This window comes from Pseudomonas sp. AK181 (assembly GCF_051122975.1).
In the GTDB taxonomy this organism is placed as follows: domain Bacteria; phylum Pseudomonadota; class Gammaproteobacteria; order Pseudomonadales; family Pseudomonadaceae; genus Aquipseudomonas; species Aquipseudomonas lactis.
The window spans coordinates 4,038,451-4,057,370 of record NZ_CP146348.1; the positions used below are offsets into that span (position 1 = coordinate 4,038,451).

Annotated in this window: 15 protein-coding genes; 7 read left to right on the forward strand and 8 right to left on the reverse strand. The window is 51.4% G+C overall.

Translation table 11 applies throughout. The features are described 5' to 3' along the window. Positions 1 to 10 precede the first annotated feature (10 nt). The 3 genes from V8689_RS18310 to V8689_RS18320 are packed head-to-tail and all read right to left on the reverse strand — an operon-like array spanning position 11 to position 2,161. Entirely contained in the window at positions 11 to 697 is a 687-nt protein-coding gene (locus V8689_RS18310; RefSeq protein ID WP_056789424.1) for a hypothetical protein, read from the reverse strand. After that, positions 678 to 1,637, reverse strand: a complete 960-nt coding sequence (locus V8689_RS18315; RefSeq protein ID WP_056789421.1) for a hypothetical protein — start codon at positions 1,635 to 1,637, stop codon at positions 678 to 680. Before V8689_RS18315 ends, V8689_RS18310 begins: the two co-directional genes overlap by 20 nt. Positions 1,638 to 1,651: 14 nt before the next feature. Continuing rightward, positions 1,652 to 2,161 carry a hypothetical protein gene (locus tag V8689_RS18320; RefSeq protein WP_056789418.1) on the reverse strand — a complete coding sequence of 170 codons (510 nt, stop codon included), beginning with the start codon at positions 2,159 to 2,161 and terminating at the stop codon, positions 1,652 to 1,654. Between the two features lie 231 nt (positions 2,162 to 2,392). On the opposite strand from V8689_RS18320, the gene V8689_RS18325 reads away from it, so the two are divergent. From V8689_RS18325 to V8689_RS18335, 3 genes are all read left to right on the forward strand, one after another. After that, on the forward strand, positions 2,393 to 2,512 hold the full coding sequence (locus V8689_RS18325; protein ID WP_434520579.1) for a DUF7693 family protein: 120 nt from the start codon (positions 2,393 to 2,395) through the stop codon (positions 2,510 to 2,512). Positions 2,513 to 2,814: 302 nt separating this feature from the next. Further along, complete coding sequence (locus tag V8689_RS18330; protein ID WP_056789416.1) at positions 2,815 to 7,116, forward strand: hypothetical protein; 4,302 nt, start codon at positions 2,815 to 2,817, stop codon at positions 7,114 to 7,116. A gap of 173 nt (positions 7,117 to 7,289) precedes the next feature. After that, positions 7,290 to 7,436 (forward strand): hypothetical protein, encoded by a 147-nt coding sequence (locus V8689_RS18335; RefSeq protein WP_156408336.1) that lies wholly within the window; start codon positions 7,290 to 7,292, stop codon positions 7,434 to 7,436. Between the two features lie 309 nt (positions 7,437 to 7,745). Here V8689_RS18335 and V8689_RS18340 read toward each other — a convergent pair whose 3' ends face one another. From V8689_RS18340 to V8689_RS18350, 3 genes are all read right to left on the reverse strand, one after another. After that, positions 7,746 to 8,549 carry a hypothetical protein gene (locus V8689_RS18340; RefSeq protein ID WP_150072889.1) on the reverse strand — a complete coding sequence of 268 codons (804 nt, stop codon included), beginning with the start codon at positions 8,547 to 8,549 and terminating at the stop codon, positions 7,746 to 7,748. A 174-nt stretch (positions 8,550 to 8,723) separates the two neighbouring features. Next, a complete protein-coding gene (locus V8689_RS18345; RefSeq protein ID WP_056789407.1) occupies positions 8,724 to 10,175 on the reverse strand; it encodes a PIN-like domain-containing protein in 1,452 nt (483 codons plus the stop codon). A gap of 363 nt (positions 10,176 to 10,538) precedes the next feature. Continuing rightward, the gene (locus tag V8689_RS18350; RefSeq protein WP_056789404.1) at positions 10,539 to 13,121 is read right to left on the reverse strand and encodes a UvrD-helicase domain-containing protein; all 2,583 of its coding nucleotides are present in this window, start codon (positions 13,119 to 13,121) and stop codon (positions 10,539 to 10,541) included. 852 nt (positions 13,122 to 13,973) lie between these two features. On the opposite strand from V8689_RS18350, the gene V8689_RS18355 reads away from it, so the two are divergent. Together V8689_RS18355 and V8689_RS18360 are read left to right on the forward strand one after the other, a co-directional pair. Beyond that, positions 13,974 to 14,459 (forward strand): hypothetical protein, encoded by a 486-nt coding sequence (locus V8689_RS18355; protein WP_056789401.1) that lies wholly within the window; start codon positions 13,974 to 13,976, stop codon positions 14,457 to 14,459. Between the two features lie 189 nt (positions 14,460 to 14,648). Further along, positions 14,649 to 15,341 (forward strand): ImmA/IrrE family metallo-endopeptidase, encoded by a 693-nt coding sequence (locus tag V8689_RS18360; protein ID WP_056789435.1) that lies wholly within the window; start codon positions 14,649 to 14,651, stop codon positions 15,339 to 15,341. Positions 15,342 to 15,599: 258 nt separating this feature from the next. Here the strand turns inward: V8689_RS18360 and V8689_RS18365 are convergent, their stop codons facing one another. Beyond that, positions 15,600 to 16,007, reverse strand: a complete 408-nt coding sequence (locus V8689_RS18365) for a hypothetical protein (RefSeq protein WP_056789432.1) — start codon at positions 16,005 to 16,007, stop codon at positions 15,600 to 15,602. A gap of 252 nt (positions 16,008 to 16,259) precedes the next feature. Beyond that, positions 16,260 to 16,817, reverse strand: coding sequence for a hypothetical protein (locus V8689_RS18370; RefSeq protein ID WP_056789397.1), 558 nt, complete (start codon positions 16,815 to 16,817; stop codon positions 16,260 to 16,262). Between the two features lie 298 nt (positions 16,818 to 17,115). Between V8689_RS18370 and V8689_RS18375 the strand changes: the two genes are divergently transcribed. After that, positions 17,116 to 17,583, forward strand: coding sequence for a helix-turn-helix domain-containing protein (locus tag V8689_RS18375; RefSeq protein WP_056789396.1), 468 nt, complete (start codon positions 17,116 to 17,118; stop codon positions 17,581 to 17,583). A 324-nt stretch (positions 17,584 to 17,907) separates the two neighbouring features. Continuing rightward, on the forward strand, positions 17,908 to 18,909 hold the full coding sequence (locus tag V8689_RS18380) for a metallophosphoesterase (RefSeq protein ID WP_056789394.1): 1,002 nt from the start codon (positions 17,908 to 17,910) through the stop codon (positions 18,907 to 18,909). Positions 18,910 to 18,920 lie beyond the last annotated feature (11 nt).

Genomic DNA, 18,920 nt, shown 5'->3' on the forward strand with positions numbered 1-18,920 from the left:
GATCCGTCACTTAGGAAAAACACATGATCAATGAGGATGACGGGGTCGGGCTCATCAGTTTCTGTATCTCGTCAGAAATCCATACCCCTACCGGCCACATCACTTGTAACACCAATAGGATGGTGAAACTCAAGAATGCCCGAAGAAGGTATTCATGAGTCATTTTGATACCGGTCACCTTCCTGTTCACCAGAGGATAGTTGTAGAGCACAGCGCTTGATAGCTGCTTCGCGAGGGCAGCCTTCGGTGACTTTTTGTTCCAGCTCCTTACCAAATCCCCAGGGCTCAGCTGAGCAAATCCCGCGACCTGTAACGTCCGGAAAGCCCACGCTCCAGCCCTTAACAAATAGGCTATAGCCCAGGCGAAAATGAGTAACCCAAGACATCCCAACCATTTGCTGGATTTGTCACTCCACAGCGTAGGCAGTAGAGAGACCAAAACAGGAATCAGCGCAGTGATCGCAGCCAGGTAGATACCCGCCTTAGCATCAGCTCCTTTACGACGGTCAACCTCTGCGTCGAACAGACGACGCGATTCTTCCAGCACTACCTCGCAGTCCTTAGACCAATTGCTCGCCTGGACAGATGAAGCTAGCCGACGCGCCCACTCATCATCCTCGACCTGCTCTTCTGATGTCAGAGGGGTGAGGCTCGGCCACAACCATTGGAGGCGCTCCTTAAATTTCGGCAATCGCATTCACCATCAACTCATCCACGATTGCCGAGGCGATTGGATACCCGGTCAGGTTTTCTATCCAAGCCCACTGACCATTAGGATTAATCTCCAAAAACCACAGTTTTCCTTTCCGATCACTTATCAAATCAATAGCCCCATAACGCAAGCCAAGACGACGTACCAGTTCTACGCACTGTTTCCGTACCAATTCCGGAAGACTGATTTTCTCATGACGAAGGTCAGGACGACTTCCCTGCCGCCAATCGATCTCGGTTTCAGGATTCTCTTGAGACCAGATTGCGGTAGCAAAGACACGCTCACCGACTACCGTGACCCGCACATCGTATTGCTTGAGCACCTCAGACTGGACTATGAAGGGAGTCATTGCGATAGCTTCGGCTTGATCATCCTCAAACGTACCCAGTCGAGAAGTGAAGATAACCCGCTCTGTCTCACCCGTTAGTACAGCCTGGCGAAGCGGCTTACCAATGGCCTGACTGATTGCCGCAATGGCTCGTGCCGAGGAGATGTCGTTCGTTATAGATGCCTGAGGGACATCGAAGCCAATTTCTTGAGCCAGGAGAAGTTGCATTGGCTTGTCTTCAGCCATGAAGATCTTGGTAGGTGAGTTAAGCCAGCGCCCCTCCAAACGTGAATACAAGCTTTTTAGAAAGCTACTCCACTCCGCCTCGATATAGGCCCGCTCTCCTGCATCAATTATTTGGTCAGATACAGTCGGCGCTCCCGGCCTGCGAAAATAGGCTCCTGATATCTGCGCGCCGTGGGCAGTTTCACCGTCCAGTGATATAGACCATGCATCGCGCGGATATCCTGCCATCGAGCATAATGCCTGCGGGAGCATCTCTGTATTCAAGCGCATGAAAGGCTGGCCACGTCGACGGAGCTCTGACACAACATAATCCATCGTGATGTCACGACGGTTGGTAACCAGCAGCAACATGAGACTCTTCCAGGTCAGTCGGTGTAGTAACGAGTATCAAGCCCGAAGGTAGGATCGCCGTTGTCGTCACGCTCCAACTCGACATTCGTCTTGGTGATCAACTCGAGAATTTGATTGGCCTCACACCGGTCGTCGCGTTCTGTATTCGCATCGGTCTTGGTCACAAGCTGCAGCAGGTTGTTGCTGGAGTCCAAACTAAGTGGCTGGCTAAAGCTATCAGCGGAAGATTGCCCTCGAAAGCGAATGTGGTCATCATCATCGCTCTCAACCTTTTGATAGGTTTTGGTCAACAACTCGACCTGCCAAGGGGCTTCATCATCTTGCTCGGCATTTACTTTGGTCTTGGTCATGAGCTCATTCAGAGCTCCATCAGCGATGATGGGGATTGCCCCAGCTGGCGAGTCAATCGCCCACATATTGAGCTCTGAAGAGTAATAACCAGGGATTTTGTCTTCCCCAGTCCTTGGAGTGGCGAATCTCGAGAGATACGGCGAGGTTCCAGAGAAATTTTCTAAAGCTCCCAAGCTGGCTTCTCCTCGTGCCGGCAAGTCGCGGAGGGCGACAACCGTCTGACAATACCATCTGGCCAGCACAGAGGTAAACGTGACCTTATATGATACGTATCACTAGCCTAGGCTACCGAGGAAGCAGCGCCTCAAGACGGTCAGGGAAGAGGTCTACGCAGGGATGTTCGTGGTCGACATTGAGGGGTGGAGTATTACAATCTTCAACGACTGTGATGCTGCGAAGGGTGCGTGAGCCCGGATGGACTGCGTTGGTCGTTCGACTCGGGAGATCGATACGGTACTGACCCTGTAGCTCTGCTTAGCATGTGGGAGCATCACACTATGGAGCGGATGCTAAAATACCTTTGAATAGTTATGGAAAGTGAGTGCGCGTGCTACCGGGGCCGGCTGTCGTGAATTAAGACGCTGAGATTCGGCGTCTTAGCCCTCCGGGCTTCCATCCGCGCGCCTGCGCGCTTCGCTTGAACCTGAAGGCTTCAAGCCTCACGGACATTTGACTACAAGCCGACGGCACTCCCCAAAAGATACTCGCCCTGAAAAATGTTCAAGCACGGAAAATGAGAGACGGCCTCAGAGCAATTGATTTCAACTGGTAAATAAGACGACATTTGAGCACATCTCGCGACCACAAATTTGGAAAAGGATTTTTGATGCGCTCGCCCAGTAATAACTACGTTCCCATCGAGCGAACGTTTGTTGAATTGAAAGGAACCTCAGCACATGAGGCCGACTCAGAGCTCCTCCACCTCGATGCAAGGAAGAAGCCCCTTCACTGGCCTGAGGTTCTAGACGAGCACAGAGTGATCCTGCTATCGGAAGCTGGATCAGGTAAAACGACAGAAATCCTACAAAAAGCCCGACAAATGAGGGCTGCAGGCAAGTGCGCGTTTTTTGTAAGGATCGAATACATATCGGACGATATGGACATTGCGTTCGAGGTGGGAACTCATGGGGAATTTCTTGCTTGGGTAGGTAGCGGTCAAGAAGGCTGGCTGTTCCTTGATTCGATTGATGAAGCGCGCTTGCGACATCCGAAGGATTTCGAGCGCGCCATCAAGAAGATGAGCCTGAAGCTGAAACCTGCTTTACAACTGGTGCATATCACGCTCACAGCCAGAACAAGCGCGTGGAAAGTGAAAACTGACCTGCAGCTATGTCAGGAAGCGTTTCCTTATAGCCCCCCAACAAATCAAGCTGGGGAGTCCCAGGGGGAAACTCCAGCCCAAGCACTCACCACGTCCAAGCCAGCGGATCAAGAACTGCTGGCGTTTCGATTCGTGGCGATTGAAGATCTCAGCGAACAGCAAGTTGCCGAATTCGTCCGCATAAGAGGCGTCGCTGACCATCAGAGATTCCTCGATCAGGTCGATCAAATGGACGCTTGGTTTCTAACGGTGCGCCCACTCGATCTTGAAGAGCTGATCGACTACTGGGAAGCCAATCACAGAATCGGTACGCGCTACGAGCTGATGGTCAATAGCGTCGAGCGGCGCTTAGTGGAACACCATCAAGATCGACTGGCCGGGAATACTGTCTCCCCAGCAATGCTATTTAACGGCGCAAAGCTAGTCGCAGCCGCAGCAACGCTGTGTCACGAGCCGAAAATCCAGACCCCGGACGGGGCGTACAATCCTCAAGGGATTCCATTGGAACAGGTGCTTCCGGAATGGAGCACCTCTGAACGCCAGACACTTTTGGAGCGACCGCTTTTTGATGAGGCTCACTACGGGACAGTCCGGTTTCATCATCGCTCCGTAAGGGAATATCTAACTGCGAGATGGCTGCACGACCTGTTGACGCACGACGGATCACGTCGCCAAATTGAGGAGCTGTTCTTCCGAAACCAATACGGGATGGAAGTAATTGTTCCGCTCATGCGCCCTGTGCTCGCATGGCTGGCGATTCTTGATGCCCCTATACTCGAACGTGTTTGCCGAATAGCGCCCGAGGTAATCTTCGAAGGGGGTGATCCAAGCCGTTTGCCGGTAGATGCCCGTAGCAAAATTCTACGTCAAGCCTGTGAGCAGTTAGAAGAGCCGGGCCAAGGCCGATCACTTATCAGCTTTGATTCGGCTAAGCGGTTTGCCTCGCCTGAGCTGGCAGCTGAAATCAATAGTTTGCTTGTCGAGTACAGCGATAACGAAGATGTCACTTGGCTTCTGCTCATCATGGTGTGGCATGGCCAGGTAGTCGGAGCGCTTGAGCAGACCAAGAGATTTGCTCTGACTTCCAGGTCGAAATACTCACGAATGGCCGCTTTCAGGGCACTGAAAGCTATAGGATCTGCACGGGATCGACTGGAGATTCGTTCTGCAATCCTTCAGGAGGATGAAGAGCCAGATCGAAACTGGATTGCAGCACTCATCGAATGGCTGGAGCCAACTGATGAGTCCTTCACTTGGCTGATCGGGGCGATCAAGCGCGTTGCCCCAGCACAAAAGTACAACGTGGACTCGCTGACACAGGCGTTAAGTGGCCTCGTCGCCCAATGGCCGGTAAACCTGCTCACTCGCTTGCTCACAGAGTTCAGCGTGCTGATGGATACTCCGCCTATCAAAGAGGTATATCCAAGCACATTATCAAAGCGTTTCGGTTGGCTTACGACTCCAGCTTCGGCTCTATTGCTCGCATTAATCAGATGTCGAGACTTGTCCGCCATTGATTGCGTGGCACTTTCACTGCTACGAAAACTACCAATTTTGCGGGACGCCGGTGAGCTGGACGCAAAAGACCTCACCGCTGACTTGCGCAGCGAGATCAGCAAATGGGGGGAACTGAATCAAAAGCTATTCTGGTACGGTGTTGAGCGTAGTCGCGATTACATGTGCTCCAAGGGATACTTGAAACACGGGCTGACGCTGCACCACCAAGTCGACGTTTCCGGTCACCTTTGGTCTTTCTCTGAAGCCGATTTTGGAGTGGCCTGTGAATGGGTCTTCTCCAAAGAGTCGCTCGACAACAGGAAGGTCGCTCTCAGTCTTGCCTTCAACCTGTATCGGGGTAGCGAATCCCCCGCCTATATGTTGGAGCAGATGACCAAGGCCTGCTCAGAGCAAGCAGAGTTGGCAATCATGTTAGGTTTTTTACTCAACCCTCCTCCAGACGATCCCGAGTGGAAAGCCCAGCAGGCGAAGTGGGCGCTCAAGTCTGCTCGCCATAAAATGGTTCGCGAGGGTCGCAAGCGACAATGGTCAGCAGGCCTGCAGAAAGACGTTGACTTGCTGCGGTCACCGCCCGAACCGGGGCAGCTCACCAACCAGCAGCTCTACCTGCTCCAGAGGCTTCAGGACGTGTCTAATCACTCTGGCAACTGGAATGAGCGGAACTGGGAAGACCTCGTCCCTGAGTTTGGTGAGTCGGTCGCATCAGCATTTCGAGATGGCGCCGTAAAGCATTGGAGGCAGTACACACCCCAGCTACGCTCGGAAGGTGCTGCGACCAATTCAACACTGTACGCAGTGATTCTCGGCTTGGTAGGCCTATCATTTGAAGCCAGATCGAATCCTGATTGGCTAAACGATTTATCCCCTACGAGTGCTGCGCTTGCGACCCGATATGCGTTGCATGAACTCAATGGATTTCCGGGCTGGCTGCCGGGCATTTACAGCGCGCACCCAGACCCGGTAATCGGTATCTTATTGGGAGAAATAGATTTCGAGCTGGCCAGAATGCCCCTTGCAGAAAATAGTCATTACGTTCTGTACGACATCAGCTGGAGCGGGCAGTGGATCTGGGACGGGATCTCACCTCACCTGATTAAGCGGTTAAAATCTCCATCCAAGAACGTCGCCCGACTTCGCCAAGTCGCCACCATTCTGCAAGGATCAGCGCTCGATGACTCCACTCTGGCAGCACTCGGGTCGAGAAAAGCCCCCTCGGCCAAGAATCCCGAAGTCGCGTCGGTGTGGTTTGCTATGTGGGCAGGTGTAGCCCCTCAGAAAGCTATTCCTGCCCTATCCAAGAAATTAAGTTCCACAAATGAGGGGGACAGTTCTCGCTTCGCAATGCTGTTCATCACGGCACTGATGGGAAGCCGCCGACAACGCCGTTCAGGACGCGGTGCATTCCGGACAGTAGAACACCTGAAGGCCTTGTACTTACTTATGAACACCTACATTCATGAGCGAGACGACATTGACCGGGCAAATACCGGAGTGTACTCACCGGAGCTTAGAGACGATGCCCAAGACGCCCGCAACTCTCTTCTCGCATTGATTCGGGAGACTCCTGGAAAAGAGGCATTTCTGGCCCTCATGGAAATATCTGTTTCCCATCCCAACTCAAAGTCTCGCCCATGGCTGGCCTCACATGCGAAAGAGAAAGCCACCCTTGATGCAGATATGCCTCCGTGGTCGCCGCAGGATGTAAGAGACTTCAATGATCGTCAGGAACGCACGCCCAGAACTCATCGAGATCTCTGGGAGCTTGCGGTCTCGCAATTGAAGGATTTGAAACATGACCTGGAAGACGGAGATTCGAGTATTTCTTCTATCTTGAAGCCGAGGAGCCAAGAAACCGAGATCCGCAAGTTCATAGGTGGATGGTGTAGAGATCGAGCGAAAAGCCGGTACTCGATTCCTCAGGAAGAAGAGTTCGCAGATGCCAAGCGTGCAGACTTGCGCTTCCACGGAGCAGCTTTTGACGGGCAAGTACCTACTGAGTTAAAGCTGGCAGATAAATGGACAGGCCCCAATCTAGAGGAGCGCCTGGAAAATCAGCTTTGCGGTGATTACATGCGCGACACGAGATCTCACTACGGTATTTTTCTGCTGGTCTTCCATGGCATCAAACCTAGAAAAAGCTGGCGGATGAGCGACGGCACTCTGGCTCGGAGCTTCAACGAACTCATCGCGAAGCTCCAACAACGCTGGGAACACTTGGCGGCGTCGTACCCGAGCATAGAAGATGTCCAGGTGATCGGGATAGACCTTACCAAACGCACCGAAGGCTGATGGCAATAGTAAAGAAGAGGCAGTCAACCGCTTGATGGATCCTCAAAGGTGGAGACTAGATAGTGTCATCACCGTCAATCACCTACCTTCGGAGCCGACAGCGGCCAAGCCTGCTCCATGCTACGTCCCCAATGTAGGGATTCTGATCTGCTAGCACCCAAGGTAAGCCCGCTATGGAAAGCCCTGAAAACGCGGTAACTGTCGAAACCCTATGCGACTACATCGAAGCGCTGGATGGCGATCAGAGGGTATTCAGGAAGGTGAACAACAATGCGCTGTTGGTTCCCGTCGAAGCACCACCTTTACCGAACAACACCTGAATGAGGCCTAGGCAAAAAACTCCGCAGCAACGAAATCGGATGCTGTGCTCTCCGGAAGCACCAAGATTAGCTTGGTATCTGCGCTCCCGAAGCAATGCCGATAGTACACGCCGACGTGCCCGTCGGATTGGCCTGGAATGATTTCACCAAAAGTCCCGAAAACCCACAGACTCAGGATGTCGCATTGTGGGGTCGCGAGCGGATCAAAAATCATCATCGCGGTGGTATATCGGGCCCATGGCGTGCCTGTATCGAGCACAGATGGATTCCGCATACCCTGCGTCTGCCGATCTGCTCCTGACCGCTTACTCAAAACCTGAGCTCACACTTCCGTTTGCCTCCGCAGCCAAGATCCTCGTACACCTCATACTCCTCCCAACTTCCAGGTAAAGTCACTTCAGTTTCCACGGCTTTTCGCAGCTCTGCCATGCTCATCTTCCCTGGACACCGATAGACTATCGAGGGCACCAAGTGCCCACCAAAGCGTGCTATGAAGTAACCCCACGACATTGATCGCGAGAAGAAGCTGGCTGAGTTTTCGGAATCGGAGTCAATCCGAGCAACAAAGTCACGAATGGCCTCCACAACCTCCACCAGGCTTTCAAAATTTGACTGACCATGGTTACGGCGGGTGATCGAGTTAACCTTCTGGAAGAAGTCCACATCCACGGTGGGAGTGACAGGATACCTCGCCTCATCCACAACGCTTTTTTCCAGCTCGCTCAACTGGTCGAATTGATTTTCAGTGATCGGGATCTGAAGTCGCTTAGCAAGGCGTTGATAGTGATGGCTATACATTCTCAACTCCCGCCCAACTAGCTGCTCTGGACAGTACCTGTACAGCTTCACCAAGCCACCTTTCAGGTACATTTCGGCGGCATACCCCAAGAGCAGCATTGACGACCTAGCGAGCGCGAGGTCTTTTGTGAATACCTCTGGAGAGCGTGGCGCCTGATCAGTGATGATCCGTTTTACCTCCTCCTTGTTAAGTAGCCACTGCTGCCTCAAGGCTTGAGCCGCTATCAACAGCCCATCCCCTTCCTTCTTCCAATTCGAAAAGCGGTAGATTCCTTGGCTGTGGTGGTTCAAAACTGGCGAATTTTCAGCTTCCATTGATCACCTAAATATTGAGACCCCTTCTAAACGGAATAAGCTAGTCAGGGACGACCTACACACTAAAAACACCTCTAGGCCTCGTCCCGCTTACTTAACAGAACAAACCCAAGGGCACCTTAGAATAGTCAATCAGCCTATTAATAAAAAGCCAAATGACAGAACCCCAAAGACTCACTCCATCAAAAAATCTTCTTGCTCCACCGGAGCAACAACAAAAAATTCTTTTGGAATGTATATTCTAAGCAAAAAATTTCTTACCGAAGAAACTGCGCGAACCCTCATCCCGGAAGACCTTAACAAATTATAAATCTTCAACAACCCAGTAGCGCCCTCATGAATTGTATGCCCCATCACATCAAAGTGTCGCTCAGGATCTGAAGACACATTAGCTTTATTTTGCTTATTCCTAAAGGTTAGTATCACACTACTCCTAGCTATTTTTGAGATCACTGAAAGACCACTACCATCTCCGTGTCGATTTGCATTTTCGACAATTAGTTCGATAGCAGAAACCAAAGCATGAGCATCTATTTTCAGCGCAGGGAGATCGGCTACTGAAGAATGTATACGAAGCCGACCTAACAGGCCAGTTTCGCCGCACATTTGAATAATAGGCTTAAGCTGAAAGTATCCATACTCTCCTGGCATAATACTCTGCACCGACGCACGCTCCAAGCGACTTAGATACCTAGCTTCATTAATTGTAGATTCCTTGACATTAATTTTCAGAACCTCACCCGCACGAACCAGAAAATTGGAAGTCTCATACAAATAAAATGTTTTCAGCGCTGGAGCATTGAAATATATTTCATTCAATAACTCCTTCCTGGGCCCCAAAACCTTTCCACTCTTCTTAAACCACCAATCCTCTTTTAGATCACCAGTTACCAGCACGACGTGTTTTAAATTTTCGCTTTTGGCCTTTTCAATAATTTCTTTCCACAAAAGAAGATCACCGTACTTCCTAATGTACTCTCTATCCCCAACCACATAAGCACCATCCTTCCCATTATCTTTAAACCCTGGAGGTATCGAATTCTTATACCTCTTCTCGCCTTCCTTATAAATTTCTACGAGAGTCTCTTCATCGAATCCAGTCCCTACCTTACCTTTAAATAGGTCAAGTATTATTGGTTTTATTTTATCATCGGTATGCACATCAGACTGCTTTACCTCAAGTTCATTAAGCTTATCAACAAAACGATCTATGAAACCTATACCACCAGAAATATTTTCCTCAGTAATGAATTCATCAGGATCAATTGACGAATGCCTTCTTTTGACTTTGAGTTTCGAAAGTTCACCCTGAAGCTTATTAAACACTTCGAAGTAATCATCCCTGCACACATCAAGCAACTTTCTTACAGCGCTATATTTAACTTTCTGATCGCTAATAACCTCCAACCTATTGTACAAAAACTCAATCAAAACCTGTTGAGCTATCCAAATTCTCCCCTTAAAGCTCTTATGAGACAAAACCTTAATCATGTCATTTCGAGCTGATTCAGGAAGCCTATAGATATCCAGCAAAACATTAGCGTCAAATACGAACAACCCCTCGGCCCATACCTCATCAAAATTTATAGACTCATTTTCACCGTGAGTCCTCAACAGCAAGTCCATGAAAATATTTTCCTTCACCAGCGACCATCCCTTTGCGTAAATTTAATGAGACCCAAGAGCTTCCACCCTCGAAAACCCAACAACTTAAAATTCTTGATTACGCATAATTAGAGCTCCTACCACAACCACAACTCCAACAACGCCCCAAAAGCCAATTTCTAAAACTAAGAACCTAACTGCATCGTCGCCTCTACCCCAAGCAACACCACCAACCTATCAAGCCATTAAGATATTTAGCTTACCTGAATCACATCTGCCGCATAACAACTAAGCCTTTAGGCTAGCGCTGCATCGAATAGATTTCTAACCCAATCTAGCACTACTCTGCAAAAAAATTCGAGATCCTAGCTTCGGCGTCTATTACTACCGCCTGTAATCAATAAAGAACGCTTGGTCTTTGTCGATTTTCGCGGAAGCTCTGGGGAAACCTTTGCTAGCTGGCTTCGGCGGATCAAGGAACCAGTAGCAGTTAACCTTGGCACGGGTAATGGCCACATATGCTAGCCGCATCACCTCTTCGCCTTGGGCAACATCATAGGCCCTGGCCTCGCCGTTCATGACCAAACCTGCCAAAGCGTAAGCCTGGTTTCGCCAGTTCGATGACGATAGCTGCTCGCAGTCACCTACAAGGAACACAGCATCTGCTTCAAGACCCTTCGAACCGTGATACGTCATCAATCGGATGTGGTCGGCATTCTTCTCCCTCTTCGCCCGCTGCAGCGTGCGGCTTAGCTTCTTCGATACTTCATCCAGGGTGCTCCTAGATCGCGACAACACCATGACCTCTTCCCCGGCCTCATAGTGTTCGTTGACAAGATCCAACAGACGCTGATCATCTCGCCGCCACAGCTGCACAGGGATATTCAAGCCGATCATGTCTGGGTGCCCAGCCAGGCCGTGTTTGTCACCTATGGAGCGCGTGTGTTTCACAATGCTTTCGGCTGCATCGATCACCATTTGCTGTGACCTGAAGTTTTGCTGCATCAGGATTCGCAGAGACGAGGGTGATGGGAAATAGCTCTCGAACTGCTGGAAGAAATTAGGTGAGCTACCTCGCCATCCGTAGATGCTCTGCCAGTCATCCCCCACCGCCATGAGCGATGGGTAAATCGGGCCTTGCGACGACCGATACTCCACTCGACGCAATCGTAGCTCTGTCAGCACGCCCCGTAGCCAGCTAATTGTGTTAGCCCCGCAATCCTGGAACTCGTCAACAAGCGTGACCATCTGGGATTTCAAAACGCTTTCGGGTAGCTTGCTGAGGTTTTCTTCAGCGTGTTCGCTGTACATGGCGAACATCTTGTTGAAGGTGAAAATTCTTGGGCTTTGATCGGCCAGGAAGTCCTCGAACGCTGGCCAGAACAGCCCCAGAGCCTCGAAGAATTTCCCGTCCATGTCCCTCTTCGTAAAGCTCATTCCTTTGATGGCTTCAGCTACATCCAGCCCCAAGTTCTCAAGGAACGATGCGGCGCTGTGAAAAGCCGGCATGATGGGGGCAGGTCTGATATCTCCATCAACCTGGTAGCCAAATTTGGGAACCTCAGAGACCTGTCCCCTGAGGGTTTCCAACGAGCACATGGCCTCCTCGTAATTTGTGAAGTACAAGACCCGCTGCGAGTAGAACAGCCTAAAGAACAGCCGCCTCATGTTCATGGCCAGTGATAGCTTGGTTTTACCGTTCTCCACCGTCACAGTGTCCGGCTCACTTCGGTCGACACCCAACACCACTAAAGCCTGTAAGTCTTCTGCGTAACCATTCGCGTAGAAGGTTTCACCCTTCAACTTGATCGGCACGAGATCAGTCGTCACGCCAGGCATTGGCCAGTGACCAGCCTTGTGCCAAAGTGCCTCAACGGCTTCGCAGGTTTCACGATCACGTCGAGAGCATTTTTTTATCACTGCTATACGTTTGGCGTGCTCAGGATCCTCAGGATTGAGGGGCTCCCCGATGTAGGTGGAATATTTCACCAACTCAATGATCAGGTTGCGGAATTTCTCGTTGCTCTCGAACAGATTCTGGTAGCAGCGATTCATCAGATCTAGCTGCCTGACGTTCAGCCGAACATCCAGTACGTTCTCAGGCTCTTCGTCCTCGGCGGTAGCGTCTTTGCTGAGGAACTCAAAGGCCTTGGAGCCTTGGAGACTCGGCGACCAAGCGAAGAAATCTAGAATACGAGAGTGGAAGGTTCGGACAAACGTCTTGCCTCTTTTCTCGTCCATGGGGATTTCCCACAGTTTGAAAACCTTGATGACCTTGGAGATGAAATCAAAGCGAGAGTCACGGGTGAAGGTCACGACTGTGATCAAATCCTCAGGCACATTCAGGTAGTGCCGGAGAACAAGCAACCTGAGCACCATTGTGGTGGACTTGCCACTGCCGGCGCCGGCCACGATGTAGGTCGATGGATGCCGAGACAGGATCATTTGCCACTGGGGCTCTGTTGGCTGTTGGTAGTCCGGCAGCTTTGCACGGATGTCGTCACGTATCCGTTGCTCGAGCTCTGGAGAAATAGGGAAATCGAAATTCTCAAAGAGATTGATGTCCACGCCAGGTGCGACATCGGTAGAGCGCGCACCGGGGTTCAGATCCAGTACGAGCTTCCCCTCTTCAAAGCCTACTTCGTGGCCGCTGTCGAACCCCTCTCGCAGACCCACTTCGCGGCCTTCATCGTGCCCCTGCTGGCGACCTTCATCATGGCCTTGTTTGCGGCCTTCCAGGTGACCAAGCTGCTTCCCCGCTTCGTGGCCGGTTTTGTATCCAGATGCGTTGCCGGCAGTCCATGAGGTGGCATCATGGGCGTTGATCCATTTCAGCAACCATTGCGCAAAAACGTGAACCTTTTTTTGCCATGATCCATCGTCGGGTGCCAATTGCTCATGCGATTGGTCGTGTTTCGCCCCGTCCTGAAGGGATGCTTTGTTACCTGACTCGTGTAGAGAACTCACTTAATTCCTGCCTTTCTACGATTTCCTATCACCCAGGCGAGTCATCGCCTGCCGCTCTGAATTCATACGCCAGCGGTAATCAACGACGACCTTTAGGCTTGTCACTGCTCAACCGTGAGACCGCTGGAGATAAAGCACAATGGGAAGGAAGGTAGCACGGTGCCATACGCTTCTGGCAGGAAAAAGGCTCTAGCTAGCCTGTGGAGGCACGGTTCACGCTAACGCTGGCATGGCGGCAACCAATATCTTTGTCCCCCCGTCTGACGGCTAGGACTGCAACTGGATCGATCTGAAGTCAGTTGTTGAAGGGCAATGCCCTACAACCCGACCTCGCTCTCCAAGCGAGCTATACGCGTGGGCCGCGTTAGCTGGTCGGCGGGGATTCTCTCAAGCAATCCAGCCACGAGGTGTTGAGCGTGCCGGCTGTACGGAGTCATACGCTTCGGAAAGTCCTCCCGAAACGGTACTACTGCGGCTACTTCGACCTTGGCAATTTTCAATAAATTATCAGGGAAGGGCCTGCCTCGTCTTCGTCGATGTATTCGACTGTTGGCCTGGCAGGAGGCCCTGCTTTTTGCCAAAGTTCGACGACGACCTGGTACAGCTCATCTTGCCCAAAATGAACCAGGGCAGCCTTCCAGTGCATGGCTTCCTCGGAAACATCGATACAGTTAGCCACGCATCTGATGACGGCCTATGGCATCGCTCTTCAATGTCGGCTGAATATCCAGGCGCCGAATAAGACCGCTGACTTCGATGCTGGGCTTTGAAAAAACGTTTCCGACCCGGCGCATTATCAATGCCGACCGGACGGATCGATAGGGCTTGCCTAACTCCCTTTGAAGAGATTCTATGACCAAACAGCTGTTCGACTTTGACCTCAAACGCGTCTCGCACCAGCACTACATAACAGGGAAAGCTGCCATCAATTTTCCGCATCCAGGAAGCACCACGGGTGGATGGCACTTCCTTTCTTATTTTGATCGGGAATCCGGCGTGGCTAAAGTGTCATTGGCAGGGATCCATTATCCTGACACCACCGTCTACTTTGGTGACCTTGGCATTATTGACGTGACCGATGAGCTAGCGGAGCGCGGCTGGTCTGTGGATGGCTATCGTCTGTTCATGGCAGATCACCATAGAGCCGCTGCGGATATGGTCGTGAGATGGGCACTGAGCGAGTCCATCCACTGCAGCGTCGAGATTGATGATTGGTTTCCCTCTCGTGCCGAGAGACAGCGACTGCTAGAGATTCTAGATACAGGAAGGTCGAAGCTTTTCGAGGTTGGCCGATGGCAAAAAGTGGAAGCGTGGCTGCGTACGCAAACCTTGAGCTAGGGTAGTCGCGAGTTTGGATCGCAACAGAACAAGCACCGAAATGGGTTCTAGGCTGGAGTATCCAGTGCACGAGCACCGAGAACCCACTCATGTCTTTAGCCCGACATCACCCTAGTATTACAGGTCGTTGACAACACTACATATGGTGATTAGGATGCAAAAATAGCACATCATATGGTGTACAAAGCTATGAATCGTGAAAGCATCCAGCAAGCAGCCCATCGTCTTCATAAAGAAATTTGGGACAACCAAGAACGCTTATGGCCAAACCGACACCTGACGCCATTTCAGATGCTGGCACCTGAGGTCGCGGCCCATATCCTAGGACTTGATTACCAGCTCCTTCCTAATCTGGGCTCCCCACTCTTCGGGCGAGAGGGAGAGCGCTTCAAGGCCGCTGGTTTAATGAATCGCTCGATTCGACGCATAGCTGTTTCCACCGAATTCCCAATGAATGTAATCCGGTTCACTGGCGCTCATGAGGTCGGTCACTTTGTGCTTCACGAAGATGAGGTGATGCATCGTGATAAGCCTTTGGACGGATCGGCACGAGGACAAAGTCGTCCTCCCAAGGAAAGGGAGGCTGATTACTTTGCGGCGTGTTTTTTGATACCAGCCCGACTTCTACTAGATGCTTTTGCTGCTCAATTTCAAATGAAGGGCCCCTTCCCCTTCACCGATACCACCTGTTACCACCTCAACCCTTCAGATCCATGGTCGCTTCTGAACGCAGAAAGGGATTCGCTTGATCGAGAGATTTCGCTGGCAAGGTGTGCCCGGTTCAATAACCGTAATTTGATTCCACTTTCGGTTCAATTTGGGGTTTCGGATATTGCGATGGCGATTCGAATCAAGGAGCTTCAGCTAGTACGCTGGCCTTAGCATCTATCCCCCTTGATGCTCTAGTGCCGATGTTCAGTGGTGCGTCGGCCAAAACAAGTCCCTGGTTGGTGGGGTTTCAACGAAATCGATGGATGTACTGAGTTCGTCTTGCATGTGCTCGAAGACTTTGTCGAGACGCGGATGAGCTTTCGATTCTCGCAGTGCATTCACTAACTCCAGAAGCTCTCGCCCTTGGGCTAGCGGCATCTGGATATCGCAGTACACCGTGTCATCGTCTTGTCCCATGCCCTCACCCGCTCAGTCTTTTTTAGATTTATTTCTTGCGGCCCGATGCTGCTCCAGGTGTCGCATCTCTGCTTCCCAACTCGCCAGGAATTTATCCCAGCCTGAGGCGTATGGCCCATCGACCAACCTGGTCGACCCGATGCTTGCCTGATAGAACCGCTCCCTCCAGGGCTGCGGAATAGTCCGCTTCAAAATGATGTCGATTCCGGAGCTGTGGCGCATCACCGAGACAGAGTTACGAACCTCAGTGAGCTCCAGTAGCCTATCGTTACAGGGGGTGTCGTTTGGCTCTTGGTCGTCGAGATCATCAAGGATGGCAAGAAGATGGGATGCGTTGGGATCACCAGGACGGAGGCTGGCAAGTGCCCACAGAGTCCTTCGCCTAGCGCCCTCAAGCTGACGGAGTTCATCGTGGGTCATTTCAGCCGCATCCTTGTTGATTTGATATCGGACAGTAGCTATGGCGTGCCGCCTGCGGCGGGTGGCTGGCGTGAACCGAGCCGTGGCAAGCCACGTCTCGACCCTCCGGGCTTTCATCCAGCACGCCTGCGCGCTCCGCTTGCCTGCTGAACTGCACGGTAAGAATAGTCCTGCGCAGCAAGACATGATTCTGACTGCGCTCTCTAGCGAGGGGGCAAGCGTGGCGCATACCCCACCCACTGCCATCCTTTTTTATTTATAAAACTTACTGAAGCGGCTCGAAAGAGTTGCTGGCTCAATGGTTTCCCAGCTTTCTGGATCCGTCGTAACGCTGAACATTAGCCAAGCCCGCCACAGAAAAAAAGCAGCGACCATAGTCGCTTCAATTGTCGCAAATACAGTGGTGTTGTACATGTAATTCGGGTCATCTTTGCCAAAGAGCATCAGCACTGGAAATATCGATGCAAACCAGCCTGCAACGAATGTCAGACAAAAAGCTATAGCAGCCGTAAATGCCATAAAAATAGGAACTTGATATCTATAGTGAGTCGCGAACATTTTTTCGCCGCTCTCTTTCTGAAGTCCATATATAAAGCCGTCGTTTTCTTCTTTTTTTCTTTTATTTTTAAAAACGCCGTACAACGTCACATTTTCGCCAGCCTCAAGTTCGTCATAAAGCTTATTCGTCAGCTGTAGTTTTGGTATCACGGCCCCATTAATACTGACATTAGCCTTATAACCGCCACTTATACGATCCGTATGCCGAACGTAATCGACTTTCCCAGAAAACTTCACGCAATCAAATTTCATTACTACCTATCCCTGCCTTCGGTCAAAAAATCGCATTCGGTTCATGCCAGGAAGCCTTCGATCATGGTTGCAGGTAGGCATGCGGAGGCTATCCAATGCACGCTCTATGGAGCGGCTCGCATCAAGGCCACCGAGCCATGTCCCACCACCCGCTCTCCTGATCAAACCATCGCTCCTGACACCGTGACGCCTTGATCGACGACCGCCTGACAAACCTAATGCCACGATAATATCACTATGGTCTGTTTATCGAAACACGCTTGCCGTGGCTCTATCCTCAGTTTTGAGGATCCGACTCATGCATCTGAAAGAAGCGCTGGCAGGAGCATTGCGTGGAGCTCGTGCTCATCAGGGTTTAAATTACGAAGAGTTGGCGGGAGCAACGCACAGAACGTACGTTGGGAAGCTTGAGCAGGCCCGAGCGAATGCGACGCTGGAGAAACTGGATGAGATCTCTGACTACCTAGGCCTCGACCTTTTGACTATGGTCACTCTCGTCGTTGCTGCGCAGGGTGAAGAACTCCCGTCAGAGGCTTTACAGCGTACTGCCTTGCGTGTCAGGGAATTCGAGATGTCTGGAGGGTGGCAGTTGGTGGAGGAGCAATTTAGTGACGGAAAGCTCATCAAGCGCTCCCAAGGCAAGCCAAAGCGGCCCGTTAATGCGAATTACATTCGAGCCCTGAAAGCGCAAGGTTTCGACAGAAAAACAATCGCTGAAAAGCTCGGCATTGCCAGAAGCACAGTCCAAAAATATTGGAATACATAAGTCTGCAGAACATCAGCAATCCTTCAATCTGAGCAAATCGCGATTTATGGCGCGCCCTATCGGGTCGGCTGTCGTAAACCATGCCATGGCTGACGCCAAGTCATGGCCCTCTGGGCTTCCATCCTCGCGTCTCCGGCCTTACTGGCCTGCGCGCTCCGCTTGTTCTAGTTATTTTCATCGACGGAAGAAATTCGGCATACCTAAGCCCTGCGAAAGAGTGTAGTCATCCTGTCCGTCCATATTTCTGTTGGAAGGTGAAGTCGCGGGGTGGACAATACGGGTTTGGTCACTTGGTAGGTGGCCATTGAGGAAGGAAACCCGCGCATGAGTCAGAAAGTCCTGAGGCTTCCCCGGAACGAGGCCGGTCGCGACTTCGTCGTCGGTGACATCCACTTCAAGACGATTGATCTTCATAAAGGATTGTTGAAGCTAGGTTTCGACAAAACTATCGACCGAGTCATCGGAGTGGGTGACCTCATAGATCGCGGGCCGGGAGTCCTCGACGGTCTGAAGCTTCTTGGTGAGACGTGGTTCTTCGCTGTTCAAGGTAACCATGAGCAGATGCTTATCAACGCTTACAGGGAAAACCCCAGCGCTCGTTATGTAGCTCATGGTGCAGGCTGGTGGTCGACCATCGCTGACGAATCAAAAGAGATGGTCATTGGGAAGCTCGAGAGCCTTCCCACAGTCATAGAAATCGAGTCCCCTCGCGGTTTGGTTGGCGTTGTTCATGCTGATGTCCCTGCCGGGATGTCATGGGTCGAGTTTACTCGAGACATATCAATCCCTGCTGTAGAAGAGATCGCGCTATGGGGGCGCGAGCGGATCAAAAAGCACCATCGAGAAGGTGTCAAAGGGGTCTGGCGTGTGTGCACGGGGCACACCTGGATTCCAGAGCCTGTTCGGCTAGGGAACGTTCTTGCACTTGATTGCACCGGAGGGGGTGAAGGGCCACTAGCTGTCTATTGCGTTCAGGCGGACACGATTTATGTGGAGGGGCGCCCCGTGTCACTTGACCAGTCGGAGGCTGTTACCGAGCTACTGGACGAACTTGAGCAGGCTTTAGGTCATCTTAAGGCCACCACCAACGCTAACAAGCTAATTGAGTCACAACGCTTGAGCCATGAGGCCGACGAGTTAGCTCGTCGAGTGAACACTACCTGGCAGACTTTGCGTTCGGAAATTGGTGAGTCTCAGAAGTTGCTGAATGCGCTTCACGGACTCAGCTTGCTCACCGGCGAACGAAGGGAAGCTAAACTCGAAGAACTGAAATTCAAGCATGCAGGCACCCAGATTGAGGGATTGCTGTCGAGGCTTCTTGATTGAAGGTTGAGTAC

Coding starts and splice junctions, on each gene's coding strand:
- V8689_RS18365 (WP_056789432.1), bottom strand. CDS start 16,007: ATGACCCACGATGAACTCCGTCAGCTTGAGGGCGCTAGGCGAAGGACT.
- V8689_RS18370 (WP_056789397.1), bottom strand. CDS start 16,817: ATGAAATTTGATTGCGTGAAGTTTTCTGGGAAAGTCGATTACGTTCGG.
- V8689_RS18355 (WP_056789401.1), top strand. CDS start 13,974: ATGACCAAACAGCTGTTCGACTTTGACCTCAAACGCGTCTCGCACCAG.
- V8689_RS18340 (WP_150072889.1), bottom strand. CDS start 8,549: ATGGAAGCTGAAAATTCGCCAGTTTTGAACCACCACAGCCAAGGAATC.
- V8689_RS18335 (WP_156408336.1), top strand. CDS start 7,290: ATGGAAAGCCCTGAAAACGCGGTAACTGTCGAAACCCTATGCGACTAC.
- V8689_RS18310 (WP_056789424.1), bottom strand. CDS start 697: ATGCGATTGCCGAAATTTAAGGAGCGCCTCCAATGGTTGTGGCCGAGC.
- V8689_RS18375 (WP_056789396.1), top strand. CDS start 17,116: ATGCATCTGAAAGAAGCGCTGGCAGGAGCATTGCGTGGAGCTCGTGCT.
- V8689_RS18315 (WP_056789421.1), bottom strand. CDS start 1,637: ATGTTGCTGCTGGTTACCAACCGTCGTGACATCACGATGGATTATGTT.
- V8689_RS18380 (WP_056789394.1), top strand. CDS start 17,908: ATGAGTCAGAAAGTCCTGAGGCTTCCCCGGAACGAGGCCGGTCGCGAC.
- V8689_RS18345 (WP_056789407.1), bottom strand. CDS start 10,175: ATGGACTTGCTGTTGAGGACTCACGGTGAAAATGAGTCTATAAATTTT.
- V8689_RS18330 (WP_056789416.1), top strand. CDS start 2,815: ATGCGCTCGCCCAGTAATAACTACGTTCCCATCGAGCGAACGTTTGTT.
- V8689_RS18360 (WP_056789435.1), top strand. CDS start 14,649: ATGAATCGTGAAAGCATCCAGCAAGCAGCCCATCGTCTTCATAAAGAA.